The organism is Nonomuraea sp. NPDC048901, assembly GCF_040649695.1.
Classification (GTDB): Bacteria; Actinomycetota; Actinomycetes; order Streptosporangiales; family Streptosporangiaceae; genus Nonomuraea.
This window is the reverse complement of the sequence record NZ_JBEZFW010000011.1, coordinates 236526-250458: the sequence shown is the minus strand read 5'-3', so window position 1 is coordinate 250458 and position 13933 is coordinate 236526. Positions and strand designations below refer to the sequence as shown.

The window sequence follows — 13933 nt, the reverse complement described above, 5'->3', positions numbered from 1 at the left end:
GAACGTTCTATCTCGGCACAGCATGGCAATCTGCGGCGCGGACTGTCAAGACCGAACGTTCTATCCGCTAGGCTGGCGGCATGCCCACCTCATCCGAAGGCCGGCCGTCCGAAGCGCGGTCCCGGCTGCTCAACACGGCCACCCGGCTCTTCTACGCGGAGGGCATCCACTCCGTCGGCATCGATCGCATCGTCGCGGAAGCGCAGGTGACGCGGGCCACCCTCTACCGGCACTTCCCCGGCAAGGAAGACCTTGTCCTCGCCTACCTGAACGAGGTCGACCGGGCCATGCGGGGGCAGGCGGACGAGGCCGTCGCCGCCGGACTACCGGCCGCCGGCACCATCCAGGCCCTCAGCGAGTCCATCGCCCAAGGCATCCGGTCCGCCGGGTTCCGGGGATGCGCCTTCCTCAACGCCGCCGCCGAGTACCCCGACCCGAAGTCCCCGGTGCGCAAGGCCGTGCTCGCCCACCGCCAATGGTTCCTGGAAACCGTCACGGAGCTGCTGACCAAGATCCAGGAGACCGGCGCCGCGCCCGCCGCCCGCCACTTCGTGATGATGCGCGACGGCGCCATGGCCGCCGGCTGCCTGTTCGACTCGGAGTTGATCTGCGAGACGTTCCTGCACGGAGTCGAGAGACTTCTGAAGGTCTATGCCGCCACCGACTACAGCGACCCGGCGGGAGCCTGAGAGGGACGGCTCGTCACCGGAAATTCCGCCGTTATTGGCCCATAGCTAGATTTCGGTCATTACCATAATTGCCGCGGTGATCATCGGTGAGAGTCTCCGGTACAGATGCCGCAGGGAGTTTCAACGTGCGGAAGATCGCAGTCACCACCCTCGCCATCCTCGCCGGAACCGGAGCCGGAGCTGGAGCCGGCACAGCTCCAGCGGCAGCAGCAGCCGAATCCGCACCCGACCGGTCCCAGGTCGTCATCATCGGCCACCGCGGCGCGGCGGGCCACCGCCCCGAGCACACGCAGGGCGGTTATGAGCTGGCCGTGGCCATGGGTGCCGACTGGATCGAGCCCGACCTGGTGCCGACCAAGGACCACAAGCTGGTCGTCAGGCACGAGAACGAGATCTCCGGCACCACCGACGTGTCGCTGCGCCCCGAGTTCGCCGCGCGCAAGACCACCAAGGTCGTCGACGGCCGCAACGTGACCGGGTGGTTCACCGAGGACTTCACCCTGGCCGAGCTGAAGACGCTGCGCGCGGTCGAGCGTCTGCCCGCGATCCGCCAGCGCAACACCGTGTACAACGGTTACTACCAGGTGCTCACCTTCCAGGAGGTGCTCGACCTGGCCAAGCGGCTCTCGCGCCAGTACGGCAAGCAGGTCGGAGTCTTTCCCGAGACCAAGCACCCGACCTACTTCAGGTCGATCGGGCTGCCGCTGGAGGAGCCGCTGATCGAGACCGTCAAGCGCAACGGGCTCAACCGGCCGAACAGCCCGGTCGTGGTCCAGTCGTTCGAGCCGTCCAGCCTGAAGCGGGTGGCGAAGGAGCTCCGCGTGCCGCTGTGGCAGGCCCTGGGCACCACCGGCCAGCCGTACGACCTGACCGCCGCCGGAGACCCGACGACCTACGCGGACATGATGAAGCCCGAAGGGCTGGCGAAGATCGCGCAGTACGCGAAGTGGATCGGGCCGGACAAGTCATCGGCGCTCCCGCTCAACCCGGACGGCAGCTCGGGCACCCCGACGACGCTGGTGTCCGACGCGCACAAGGCCGGGTTGAAGATCGGCGTGTACACCTTCCGCAGCGAGAACCAGTACCTGCCCCTGCAGTTGCGACGCGGCCAGACCCCGACGGACCACGGTGACGCGCTGGCGGAGTACCGGGCGCACATAGACCTGGGCGTGGACGCCTTCGTCACCGACTATCCCGACGCCGCCGCCCTGGCGAAGGCGGAGCAGGGCAGGCCGCGCGAGCAGGTACAGCCGAAGCAGTTCGACAACGGCCTGCCGGAAGAAGGACAGGAGTAGACAAGGTCAGGGGCCGACGTGCACGTACGCCGCCCAGAAGATCGGAAACCCTGGACGGCGGCGCCGCAGCGAGCGTACGGCCAGGTGCAGCGCCGTGGCCGCCGCGTCGGGGTGCGGCTCGCGGGTGCCGCCTGCGGTCAGCACGGTGTAGACCTCCTCCGCGACGGCCGGCGCGTGCAGGTCGCTGATCGGCCACAGCGAGCCGATCACGTGCGGGAACCCGGCGAGCTGGACCGACGCCGCGATGCTGACCGCCTCGTCGGTCAGGACGTCGCCGCCGCGCGAGGTCTCGCAGCCGCTGAGGAAGGCCAGCTCGGCCCGGTCGAGGCGGCGGGCCGCCAGATCCCGTACGGTCAGCGGCGGGCCGGGCAACAGCAGCCGGCCGCTGGAGGGGTCGGTGGGCTCCTGCACGGCATGGCAGGCGAAGTGGACCCAGGCGCTCTCGTCCAGCGCGGCGAGCACCCGGTCGCGGGTGGCGTCGGCGCCGGTCAGCTCCAGCCGCCGCGGTAGGTGCCGGCGTACGGCCCGCAACTCCTGTTCCACGCCCTTCAGTACGGCCGCCCCGTCCATGGCGGGGACGCCGACGAGCAGCACCTGCCGGTCGGCGGTCGGCCCGGTCTGCTCGCGGGCGTGCCGCAGGGCCCGCAGAGTGGGGGTGTAGCTGGAGATGACCAGGTCGGGCGCCCGACCGGCGGCGTGCAGCGGCAGCAGGGTCAGCGGGCCGGTGGGGCACCACCACATCCTGGACGGCGGTTCGCCGAGCGCGTCCAGCACCGGCCCGGTGATGTGCTCCCAGAGCCAGTCGAGGCACGTCACGACCGCTTCGTTGGCCCTCGTGTCCACCGCCGCCGCGAACGCCGCGGCCCGTTCCTCGACCTGTGCGGCGGTGATGTCCAGTGGTACGACGCGAATGCCCTCGGGCGTGACGAGGAGCGCGTCGCAGCCGTAGCGGCTGATGTTCACGACCGCGACGGGCCCGGCGTCGGCGGCCCGTAGCAGGCTCTCGTGGCGCGGCGGGCGTAAGAACCCGGCGAAGCCCGGCAGCGCCCTGATCTCGGCGAGGATCTCCTCGCGGCGCCGCCGCAACGTGTGACGCTGGTCGAGGAGGCGTTCCCGGTCGAAGGCGGGCGCGTCGGACCCGGCCACCGGCACGTCGACCAGGTCCATGCGCTCGGCGGCGTCGATGGCGTCCTGTACCTCGGCAAGCCGGTCGGCCAGCTCGGGCGCGGCGGCGTGCAGGACGTCGCGGGAGCTGCGGTTGTCGATGACCTGGGTGAGCATGACGCCTCTGCCCTGCTCCAGCAGCTCCAGGGCGGTGCCCGGGTCGGCCGCCCGGATCGCGGCCGCCGCCGCGTCGCGGGCCAGCCCCTCGTAGTCCCGCAGTACGCGCTCCTGGTCGTCGCGGCCGAGCCCGCGCCAGGCCGCCTCGTCCAGCGCGGCGACCGCCGTGGCGAACCCCTTGACCGCCTCCTCGACCAGCCCCGCCTCCATGGCGAACTCGCCCCACCGCTGCCCGACGGTGACCCGCCAGTCCGCCGACGCCGTCTCGACCCGGGCGGCCTCGCGGTAGCGGGCGAGCGCCTCGTCACGCGGCGCGGGCGCGCCGGTCATCTCCCACTGGTCGGTGAGCGTCCCCGCCAGGTGGTACAGCGCGATCGAGGCGGCCGGGGCGTCGGGCGCGCAGGTCGCCACGGCGGTCCGCATCGTACGCAGTGCCCTCCTGAGGTCCCCGCCCCGTCCGGTCATCGCGTAGCGCTTGCGCAGGGCACCCCCGAGCTGGCTGTACGCGACCGGGCCACCCGGCGGCTTGGCCCTGATGGCCTCGGTGAGCTGCTCGATGGCCTCGTCCAGGTCAGGGATCTGCTCGACGGCGCCCTTGGGGGCCGGCTCCCCCAGCGCCTCCGCGATCATCGCGGACAGTGTGGCCCGGCTGATCTGTGGCGACAGAGCCCTGATCAGCAGGGCGCCGCCCAGGTTGACGGTCGCGCGGGTGCGCATCGCGGTCCCGGGCACGGAGGCGGCCTTGGCCTGGCGGAACATGTCGATCGACTCGTCGAGGCCGTCGCCCGTCTGCAGGAGCACCATGCCGAAGGTGTTGAGGACGCCGGGCCGGTGGATGTTGCCGGGCTGCACCGTACGGACGGCTTCGCGCATCCGCTCGACGGCCTCAAGCAACGCGGGCGTATGACCGGTGTACTTGTACCGCTCCGCCAGCACGGCGGCGAGATTACCGAGATAGCTGGGGCGGTAGGGGCTGGTCAGCGGCGTGGCGGCCACGGCGTCACGCAGGACGGAGGCGGCCTCCTCCGCGTCCTCGCTCCGGCGGGTCCGCTCGTAGCGCTGCGCCAGCGCGCCGCCCAGGTTGGCCAGGATCAGGGCGTAGTTGCGGTGCTCGGGGGCCGTTATGGAGCTGGCCGCGCGGTGGCTTTTCACCGCTTCGTCCAGCTCCGCCAGCTTGCCGGTGAGCTCGTACCGGAAGAAGAGCGCCGATCCCAGGCCGGTCAGCGCCATCGCGCGCTCCGGATGCTGCGGCGAGTCCTTGAGCGCCCGCCGGTAGCAGTCGATGGAGTCGTCGAGCACCTTCGGACCGCCACCGAACCGGAACTTCAACATCAGCGCATTGCCCAGATCCGAGCGGTACATCCCGACATGCGGGTCGGTGGGGCTGACGAGCGCCACCCCTCGGCTCAGGACGTCGATCATCTCGTCGAGGTCGTCGACGGTGCCACTGAACTCCATGCGCAGGCCCAGCACCGCGCCCAGCGAGATCAGCAGTTGCGGCAGCTCGGGGTGGCCCGGTGGCGCCTGGGCCACGGCCTGATGGAGCATCTCCACCGCCTGGTCGGCGCGGTCCAGGGCGCCGGAGGTGCGGACGTCCTCGATGAGCATGCCGCCCATGCCCGCGAGGTAGCGCGAGCGGCCGTCGGGGCCGAGGAACGCATCGCCGACGGCCTCGTTCCGCAACTGCTCCATCATCTCGGGGGTGATGACCGGGATCTCGTCCGCCGCCATGATGGCGCCCAGCAGGACCATGATCTCCTGCTTGACCGGCTCGGACGCCTCGGCGTAGCGGGCGCGCACCTCGTCGAGGGCCGCCTTCAGCTCCTCGGCCCTGGCCGGGTCCTCGTGGGCGACGAGCACCAAGGCGTTGGCGAGCTTGGCCAGCCGCCACAGGTACCTGTCGGTCGACCGGTCGGTGGCGTGCACCGACTGGCGCAGCAGATCGATCCCGCGGCGCAGGTGGTCGCGGTCGCCGGTCCGCATGTGGCTGAGCATGAAGGCCATGCCGTGGTTGGCCAGCACCAGCGGCCGGTCCTGGAGCTGACCGCGGAGCGCCACCTCGTACAGCTCCAGGGCTTCCCCGAGCTCCCCTCCACCACTCGCCTTCACGTGGTTGCCGAGCACGCCCGCCAGCGCCGCCTGGGCCTCGGCCAGCTCCGGCCGCCCGGCCAGGGCCGCCACGGCGCGGCGGTGCAGGTCGATGGCCTGGACCAGGTCCTGCTCGTCTCGAAGCCAGTCGTAGCGCATGCTCAGGGCGTTGCCGTACTCGCTGAGCAGCATCGGGTCCGAGTCGCGCGCCACCGCCTCGCGGTATCCGGCCAGCCCGTCCTCCAGGGCCTTGGTGTCGCCGGTCAGCAGGTATCGGTTGATGAGCTCGGCCGGGTTCATCGGCTCCTCCGCCATCTGACGACGCCGAACGCGGTCACCCCGAAGGCCGTCAGGGCCAGGGCGGCCACGATGAAGGGCTTCACGGAATCGGGTAGGGGGACGCGGTAGTTCAGGGACTGCACCGCGGTCAGCATCATGATCAGGCTGCCGATGACGGCGGTGCTCAGGATGCCGAAGCGTTCCCAGCGGCGCTCGGTCTTCTCCGCCCGCAGCTGCAGCCGCTCGGCCAGCACGATGTCGGCGATCGCGGTGATCTCACGGGCCCGCTCCCGGGCCGCCTCGGCGTAGGCGAGGTCGTCGTCGAGGCGCCGCAGGAACCACTCGGTCAACGCCAGGTCGTCCTCGAGCCCCTGCGCCCGCATGTTGTGCAGCGCGATCTCCACGCTCCGCCGCATTTCGCGCAGCCGGGTCGCGGCCCAGATCAGCCCCGCCGCCGCCGTCTGCCGCTCGGTCAGCTCGCGCCGCGCAGACGTCAGACCGTCGCCCCCGAGCAGCGCCATCGTCGCGTCGACCTGCTCGTCGACCCGGCTGCGCGCCGCCCGCATGCTCGCTCCGTCCGCGTAGACGCGCAGGTGGTAGCGGACCTTGGCGGCGTGCATCAGGTAACGGGCGAACGGCGCCATCCGGTCATCACCCGCCGTCCACGCCCACGCGTCCAGGCGGGTCTCCAGCCTGCGCGGCGCGATGACCGCGAACACGCGCCGGCTCCGCGCGTCCTCCTCATGGCCGACCTCCCACAGAGCCAGGCCGTCTCTGGTGGTCATCCGGCTCGTGCTGTACGGCTGCGGTGTTGTGTACGGCTGCGGCAGGGCGGCCACGATCCGATCCGCCCGCCTCGTACGGCCGTAGGCGACGAACAACCGGCACTCACCGAGAGCCCACTCACCGATGTCCTCACCGGCGCATCCGGCCCAGAGGGCGTCGAGCTCCTTCCAGGAACCGCCCGTCAACGCCACGCTCAGGCAGCGCATGTCGTGTTCCAGTCGCAGCACCGCCTGACGCAGCGGCAGGCCCCGCGCCGTCCGGACCTCGACCGTGCCCACGGTCGTGGCCGGCATGTGCAACCGGTCGCCGAGCGCGTCCCACACCTGGCGCAGCCGCCGCTCGCCCGCGACCGCCTCCGGCCCGGCGGCGGCCACGAACACGTGGACGATCAGCCCTGGGGCGGCAGGCTCACCCGGCCTCATCGGCCCGGTCCGCGACGGGGGCCGACAGGCTGTGGATCAGCTCGTTGACGCGCTCGCGGGTCTGATCGGGCATCGGAGCCACCGGTTCCTCGGGGTATTTGGTGATGATCCGCATGGGCCCGGCCAGCTCCAGGTAGCCGATCTCGGCGTCCGGGTCGGCCGACGCCGCGAGTCTGGTCACGGCCGCGTCCACGTTCGCCCACTTCGCCGCGGGCAACTCCCAGCCGAGCGCCTCGCGCAGCACTGCCACGGCCTCATCGTGCACGCCGAACCTCCCGTCGGGCGATTCCCGACTCAAGTGTGCATGCCCGCCTGTGATCACGACCAGCGATCACACCAACACGATGCGGTAACAAGGGGGCGTTCGCGGCGTTGATCCCTTGCGGCCTGCGGCGTCCGCGTGGCCGCTGGATTCGCCCGCGAAGACGCCCCGGTCTCCAGCGAGACCGGGGCGTCTTAGCCTGTGCGCTTTGGTGCCTCAGGGCCCCCGACTGAGGCATGTCGAGATTATTCCTTTACGTCCGTTTTGTACAGCTTTTCGTAGATGGGACCCGCTGGAGCGCCCTCAGCGCCGCCCGTCCCGGCAGTGCGGCTCCCCTTCCGGCGCGGGGAGCGCGTTCTCCAGGAAATCCCTGGTCGACGTGGTGTAGGCCGAGCAGGGAAGCTTGCCGAAGCGCGTCGCCTTGCCGTCGCCGAGACGCCGGGTACGAACGCCCATGGCATGCACGCTGCGTTCCACCGCCACGCTGGAGACCGCGACGATCGTGTCACCACGCCGGTCGACCCAGCGGAACGCCTCCCAGAGCAGCGCGCGGGCGCGGGGGCCGAAACCCGCCACCACGCCACGGGACCAGGCTCGAGCGGTGGCCAGGCGGCTGAGCTCCCAGATGGCCGGATCGTGCGGAGCCGGGTCACCACATAACGCCTCGGGGAAGACATCGCGGAGCATGTAAGGGCCATCGGTGGGCAGCAGGCGGCAGCACCCCGTGATCTCCCGGCAGCGTTCCGCATAACTGATCACATAGACCGGATCGCAGTCGTCGAAGGAATCGCGTTCCCTTCCGTGGAGGCTGTGGACGTCCCAGCGAAGGCGTTCGTGGAACACCTCGTGACGCAGCCGGAACATACCGTCGAGCAGCCATGCCGGCAGTTCGCCCGCACGGCCGGTGGCGATCTGTTGCGTGCATTCCCCCACCGACGGATCGTCCATGTGCACCCTCCGCGAAAGAAGCGACTCCTGGTGATCGCTTTTCTTTCCGTCATTCGCGGAATCGCGGTTTCCGGATGGCACTCAGCGCAATCGCCGGCGGCCCGTCAGAGCACTGAAAGCGCATTGCAGGCGGCGTGCCTGTCAATGGTTACGCATCCGGTTCACGCCGTCACCAAGGAGATCCGATGAACCGCACCGTCCGTACCATGCTCGGAGTCGCCGCCACCGCAGGCATCGTCGCCCTGGGCGTCCCGGCCTTCACCGGCGCCGCGAACGCGTCGACCACGTCCACCACATCCGCCACCTCGTCCGCCGGTCTCAGGCAGGGTCAGTCCTTCCTGTTCAATTACACCTTCAACGGCCATCTCAAGGTCGCCGGCGGCAATTTCACCGTCGATCACCGGGTCTACCTGGTCGTCAAGTTCAACACCGGCCGGGTGGCGTTCTCCAAGTGGGAGATCGCCCGGACACACCCCATCACTCCCGGCGGGGCCATTTATGTGGAGACGACGATCGCGGCGCCCTGCGCGCCGGGCAACAACGGCTACGCCCGCGCCTATGACGAGGCCACCAGGACCTGGTCTCCGAAGCTGCCGGTGACCATCTGCCAGCGGATCGACTGACCTTCGCCAGACCGGCCGGGTACCCTGAGTGACGATCAACGACTCAGGGTAAAGAGCGGAGCGACAGTCCCCCCGGCCATGGAGTTTCGCATGGAACGTACGGTTCTCGCCGCAGTCGCCGAGCGCCCCGACGCCGACACGGCACTCGCCGAGCAGATCCGCCGCGTCGGCGCGGCGATGGACGACCTCGGCGTCCAGGTGCGCTGGACGCATCGCACGCAGGACGCGCTGGCGGTGATCGGCTCGGACGCCTCGCTGTCCGGGATGCTGGCCGACTGGGACGCACCCGGCGCCGATCAAGTGCTGGGCGCGGTCACCCAGCGCTTCCGCGGCCTGCCGGTCTTCCTCATGACCGCCGAACAGGAGCTCCCCCTATGGGTGTACGAGGTCATCCAGGGCTATGTGTTCCCGCTTGAGGACACCCCCGACTTCATCGCCGGCCGCATCGCGCACGCCGCCGAGGAGTACGCCGAGCGGATCCTGCCACCGTTCTTCCGCGCGCTGCGCAAGCTGCAGGACCACCACCAGTACTCCTGGCACACCCCGGCGCACGCGGGCGGCGTCGCGTTCCTGAAGTCGCCGGTCGGGCGGGCGTTCTTCGACTTCTACGGCGAGCGCCTGCTGCGCACCGACCTGTCCATCTCCGTCCCGGAACTCGGCTCACCGCTGGACCACACCGGCCCGATCGGCGAGGCCGAACGCAACGCCGCCCGTGTCTTCGGCGCCGACCGCACCTTCTTCGTGATGAACGGCAACGCCACCGCCAACCGCATCGTCGGCCACCACGCCATCGCCCGCGACGAGACTGCCCTAGTGGACCGCAACTGCCACAAATCCCTCCAGCACGCGCTGACCATCAGCGGCGCCCGCCCCGTCTACCTGGTGCCAGAACGCAACGGCCTCGGCCTGGCGGGCCCCATTCCGCCCGCCGCGCTGCAGGCCGACGCCCTGCGTGCCCGCCTGGCCGGCCACCCGCTCGCGCGGACCGATCCGGCCTACGCCGTGATCACCAATTCCACGTACGACGGGCTCTGCTACGACGCCGTACGGGTGGCCGAGCTGCTGAGCGAGAGCGTCCCCCGCGTGCACTTCGACGAGGCGTGGTTCGCCTACGCCCGCTTCAACCCCCTGTACGCCCGCCGCTACGGCATGGCCGTGGACGAGCGGACGCTGCCGGGGCCGCGGCGCCCCACCGTGTTCGCCACCCAGTCCACGCACAAGCTCCTGGCCGCTCTGTCGCAGTCGGCGATGCTGCACGTCCGGTCGGCCGATCGCGCCCCGGTGGACTACGAGCGGCTCAACGAGACGTACCTGATGCACTGCTCCACCTCGCCGCTCTACCCGATGATCGCCTCGCTGGACGTGGCGGCGGGGATGATGGACGGTCCGGCCGGGCCGTACCTGACGGGCGAGGCCGTCACCGAGGCGGTGCGGTTCCGGCAGGCCATGGTCCGGCTGGGAGCCCGCATCCGGGAGGACGGCCGGCGGCCGGACTGGTACTTCGGCGTCTGGCAGCCCACGCACGTCACCGACCCCCACACCGGCCGGCCCGTCTCCTTCGCCGAAGCCGATCCTGTCCTGCTGAGCACCGATCCGGCGTGCTGGACGCTGGAGCCCGGCGCCGCCTGGCACGGCTTCCAGGGCCTGACCGACGGCTACTGCCTGCTCGACCCCATCAAGGTGACGATCACCTGCCCCGGCGCCGACGCCGCCGAAGGCACGCTCGACTGGGGCATTCCCGCTCGGATCGTCGCCACCTACCTGCGGGAGCGCGGCATCGCCGTGGAGAAGACGGGGGATCACACGCTGCTGGTGCTGTTCTCCATGGGTATCACCAAGGGCAAGTGGGGCACGCTGATCGACGCGCTCACCGACTTCAAACGCGCCTACGACGACGACCTGCCCCTGGCCGAGGTGCTACTGGGCTTCGGCCCGCCGGCCACCACGCTGCGCCGCTTCTGCTCCGACGTACACGACAAGCTCCGCGCCCTCGAGCTCGGCGCGCTCCTCGACCAGATCTTCACCACCCTTCCCCAGCCCGTCCGCACCCCGGCCGACAGCTATCAGGCCCTGATCCGCTCACGCACCGAACGCGTTCCGCTCGCCGACCTGCCCGGCCGCATCTCGGCCGCCACGGTCGTGGTCACGCCGCCGGGGATCCCCATGCTGATGCCCGGGGAGGCGACCGGGCCCGCCGACGGCCCGCTGATGGCGTACCTGCACGCCCTGGAGGACTTCGACCGCTCCTTCCCGGACCTGGCCACCGACATCCACGGCGCGCACCGCGGCGACGACGGCAGCTACCACGTCGAAGTCGAACGCTGAGGAGCGGTCACCGGCGGGGCCGGCGCTGGTGAGGTTCAGTCTTCGTCGAGCCTGGCCAGCTCCCCGGCCTCCACGGGGTGCAACGAGCGCAGCACGGCGAGCAGCTCTTTCTCGCTCATCGTCAGGCCCTCGATCCGCACCAAGTCGTCGCCGTACCAGGCGAAGATGATCTTATGGGTGACACTGGGAACGAGCCATACCCCCGGTGACACCTGCCGGCACTTGTCCGCCTCCGGGAGGTAGTAGTTCAGCGCGGCAGAGTCGCAGGCGCCTTTGGGACTATCCGTGCTCCCTGACTCGACGGCGACGTCAACCCGCGAGACCAAGCCATCGCGGGCGTACCTGAGCTCCAGCCGCCCTTCCACGCCCTCCAGGGACCAGAGCTGGTAATCCGGCAGCGTGGGCGCGACGAGCGGGACCCCGGCGCGGGTCAGTCTGTGGGCGCGCGCCGAGTCGGCGAGCACGTCCTGTGCCGACCACACGGCCAGGTACGCCACGGCGACGCCCGCGACCGTCAGGACGCGGAGCCCCCGGTGCACCGGCATGACCAGACCGCCCGCGGCCAGGTAGGCGGTCGCGCCCAGAGCCACGAGGGACAGGCCCATCTGCCAGTCACCCGAGTCCATGGTCTCGGTGGCATGTACGAGGGGGAGGGCGAGGAGGAGGAACGCCACTATGGCGGCCGGACCCACCAGGCCCACCCCCCACCAGCGCGGCAGACCGCCCCACCAGGACAGGAAGAACCCCAGGCCGGAGGACAGGACGACCGTCATCATCAGGTCGAGCGGCCCAAGGTCGTCTCCCCGCCAGCAGAGGAGGACGAACTGGGCCAGTCCGACCACTGCCCCTACGAGCGCGGCCCGCAGCGATGCGTTCATGTTCCGATCATGTCGAAAGAACTGCGTCCATGGCGGAAATCAGGCGATTTGGTGCGGCGACCAGAGCCGCCCGCCTGCGGCCACCGGCGCGCCCACGGATCCTGGCGGGCGACTTCAATACCACGCCGGGCCATGCCTGCGCGTTTTTTAAACAGTCCCGCACAGCCGCGCCGCCTACCACTCTGAAACATCTTCACATTACCCGAACAGAATTATCCGCGAAGGTGCCACATAATCACTACATTTCCACCACACAGACACTGCCACCAGCGCTGATACATATCATTCGACGCACAGGAACTTTTCAGGAATCGCCTTCCAGACGTGGGTTCGTACGCGATTTGAACATCGAATTAAACATCCGTCCAGACCCTTGTTAAGCGAGTTTCCATCATTTACCGTCCAGGGGATCAATTCGCTCGCTAAATGAGGAGGACCGGTTGCGTCGATTAACATTCACCGTCGCCGTCGCGGCAGTGCTACTCCCTCTGCTCTCCCCGACGGCGTCCGCCGTCACCGCCACCACCAGCGCCACCAATGAGGCGGACCCGGACAACGTCCAGCAGGTCGGTCCGGGGCTGTACTTCACCGACACCGACACCTTCAAGATCAGCGATACCGACGTACCGGCCGGGGCGATCGGCCGCTCGCACGGCGTGGCCACCGGAGGCGGCGACCTGGCCCGACCGCAGTCGGCCCTGGCCTCCCGTCCCGAGATGGCGGTGTTCGGGCCCGGCTGGACGGCGGAGTTCCTCGGCGGGATGGTCGACCGGAAACTGGAGACCCAGAACGGCGCCATCGTCGTCACCGAACTCGACGGCGGCACCACCTCCCGCTACGACCTCAAGAGCAGCATCTCCTTCCCCGACGGTGGCGGCGTCCAGCGCTACGAGACCACCGACGGCTCCAAGATCACCGAAACGACCCGGTGGGACACCGCCGCCGGAGCGATGCGTACCTCCATCACCGAAACCATCGCGATGGACAAGGGCGCCACAGAAGCCGGCGACGACACCTTCACCCAGAGCAACGCCGACCTCAGCCTCACCTACACCTGGAGCAAGATCGACGGCCTGCAGGGCACCGACACCTGGCGCGCGACCAGCACCGGCAACACCGCGTACGGCACCTCATCGGTGACCTACGACCCCCAGGGCCGCATCAGCACCATCAAGGAACCGGCCGGCGGCGAGACCCCCGAGGAAACCCTCACCATCCACTACGCCGCCACGACCACGGCCACCGCCGCCTCCTTCGGCGACTTCGCGGGCCGGCTCAAAGACATCACCCTCAAGTCCGGCTCGTCCACCCCGCAGACCGTGGCCCAGTACGGATACGACGCCAACGGCCTGCTGCGCACCGTGGCCGACCCCGGCCTGAGCAGTTCCCCCGCCGCCACCTATGGCTACGACCAGCTCGGCCGCCTGAACTCCATCGACTCCCCCACCGACGGCAGCTGGCAACTGGCCTTCGCCAACGGCACCGCCGCCCCCACGGCGACCGCCACCGGCACCGCCCAGCCGACTCCCGGCGACCCGATGCAAGGGGCGACCGGCATCAACGACCCCAACGCCACCGAGCCGTCCCCGGGCGACTTCCTGCCCGGCGACATCTCCAACCCCCAGGCGTACCCGTCGTACTGCAACGACGCCTGGAAGTGGCTGTACTACCAGCGGGCCGGCTGTTCGTCCTGGGTCGCGCACAATGGCTGGCACAAGCCGCTGTGGAAGAAGCTCCCCAGCAAGCGCTATGTCGTCGGCATCACCTTCGACCACTGCACCAACGCCCCCGACCGGCCGACGGGCTTCGACTTCCGGCCCGCCTGCGACATGCACGACTACGGGTACGGCCTGATCGGCAACACCTACAAGCACTACAAGTACTACCTCGACAGGTACCGCAAGTCCCAGGTGGACGACGTCTTCTACAGCACGCTCAAGAACTGGACCTGCAACGCCTACTTCGTCCTCGTCCGCCCTGCTTGCCGGAGATGGGCCTTCATCTACCGCCAGGGGGTTCGCCTCGGCAATCCCAAGAACGGTGCTGACAAGACCTGA

At 69.7% G+C, this 13933-nt stretch carries 10 protein-coding genes; 5 read left to right on the top strand and 5 right to left on the bottom strand.

From position 1 onward, the window contains the following. Positions 1-80: 80 nt before the first annotated feature. Both AB0C30_RS34795 and AB0C30_RS34790 read left to right on the top strand, forming a co-directional pair. Positions 81-689, top strand: coding sequence for a helix-turn-helix domain-containing protein (locus tag AB0C30_RS34795; protein ID WP_357952384.1), 609 nt, complete (start codon positions 81-83; stop codon positions 687-689). A 125-nt stretch (positions 690-814) separates the two neighbouring features. Beyond that, positions 815-1984 carry a glycerophosphodiester phosphodiesterase gene (locus tag AB0C30_RS34790; protein ID WP_357952383.1) on the top strand — a complete coding sequence of 390 codons (1170 nt, stop codon included), beginning with the start codon at positions 815-817 and terminating at the stop codon, positions 1982-1984. A gap of 6 nt (positions 1985-1990) precedes the next feature. Here the strand turns inward: AB0C30_RS34790 and AB0C30_RS34785 are convergent, their stop codons facing one another. The 4 genes from AB0C30_RS34785 to AB0C30_RS34770 all read right to left on the bottom strand — a co-directional run bounded on the left by AB0C30_RS34785 (position 1991) and on the right by AB0C30_RS34770 (position 8050). Then, a complete protein-coding gene (locus AB0C30_RS34785) occupies positions 1991-5653 on the bottom strand; it encodes a CHAT domain-containing protein (protein ID WP_357952382.1) in 3663 nt (1220 codons plus the stop codon). Then, a complete protein-coding gene (locus AB0C30_RS34780) occupies positions 5650-6840 on the bottom strand; it encodes a CATRA conflict system CASPASE/TPR repeat-associated protein (RefSeq protein ID WP_357952381.1) in 1191 nt (396 codons plus the stop codon). Before AB0C30_RS34780 ends, AB0C30_RS34785 begins: the two co-directional genes overlap by 4 nt. Next, positions 6827-7105 (bottom strand): CATRA system-associated protein, encoded by a 279-nt coding sequence (locus tag AB0C30_RS34775; protein WP_357952380.1) that lies wholly within the window; start codon positions 7103-7105, stop codon positions 6827-6829. The genes AB0C30_RS34780 and AB0C30_RS34775 overlap by 14 nt, the downstream gene beginning before the upstream one ends. Before the next feature lie 300 nt (positions 7106-7405). After that, on the bottom strand, positions 7406-8050 hold the full coding sequence (locus tag AB0C30_RS34770; RefSeq protein ID WP_357952379.1) for an acyl-homoserine-lactone synthase: 645 nt from the start codon (positions 8048-8050) through the stop codon (positions 7406-7408). Between the two features lie 185 nt (positions 8051-8235). Between AB0C30_RS34770 and AB0C30_RS34765 the strand changes: the two genes are divergently transcribed. Together AB0C30_RS34765 and AB0C30_RS34760 are read left to right on the top strand one after the other, a co-directional pair. After that, complete coding sequence (locus tag AB0C30_RS34765) at positions 8236-8673, top strand: hypothetical protein (protein ID WP_357952378.1); 438 nt, start codon at positions 8236-8238, stop codon at positions 8671-8673. 90 nt (positions 8674-8763) lie between these two features. Then, a complete protein-coding gene (locus tag AB0C30_RS34760; protein WP_357952377.1) occupies positions 8764-10998 on the top strand; it encodes an Orn/Lys/Arg decarboxylase N-terminal domain-containing protein in 2235 nt (744 codons plus the stop codon). 35 nt (positions 10999-11033) lie between these two features. Here AB0C30_RS34760 and AB0C30_RS34755 read toward each other — a convergent pair whose 3' ends face one another. Beyond that, positions 11034-11876, bottom strand: a complete 843-nt coding sequence (locus AB0C30_RS34755) for a hypothetical protein (protein ID WP_357952376.1) — start codon at positions 11874-11876, stop codon at positions 11034-11036. Between the two features lie 440 nt (positions 11877-12316). On the opposite strand from AB0C30_RS34755, the gene AB0C30_RS34750 reads away from it, so the two are divergent. Continuing rightward, positions 12317-13933, top strand: a complete 1617-nt coding sequence (locus tag AB0C30_RS34750) for a phospholipase A2 (protein ID WP_357952375.1) — start codon at positions 12317-12319, stop codon at positions 13931-13933.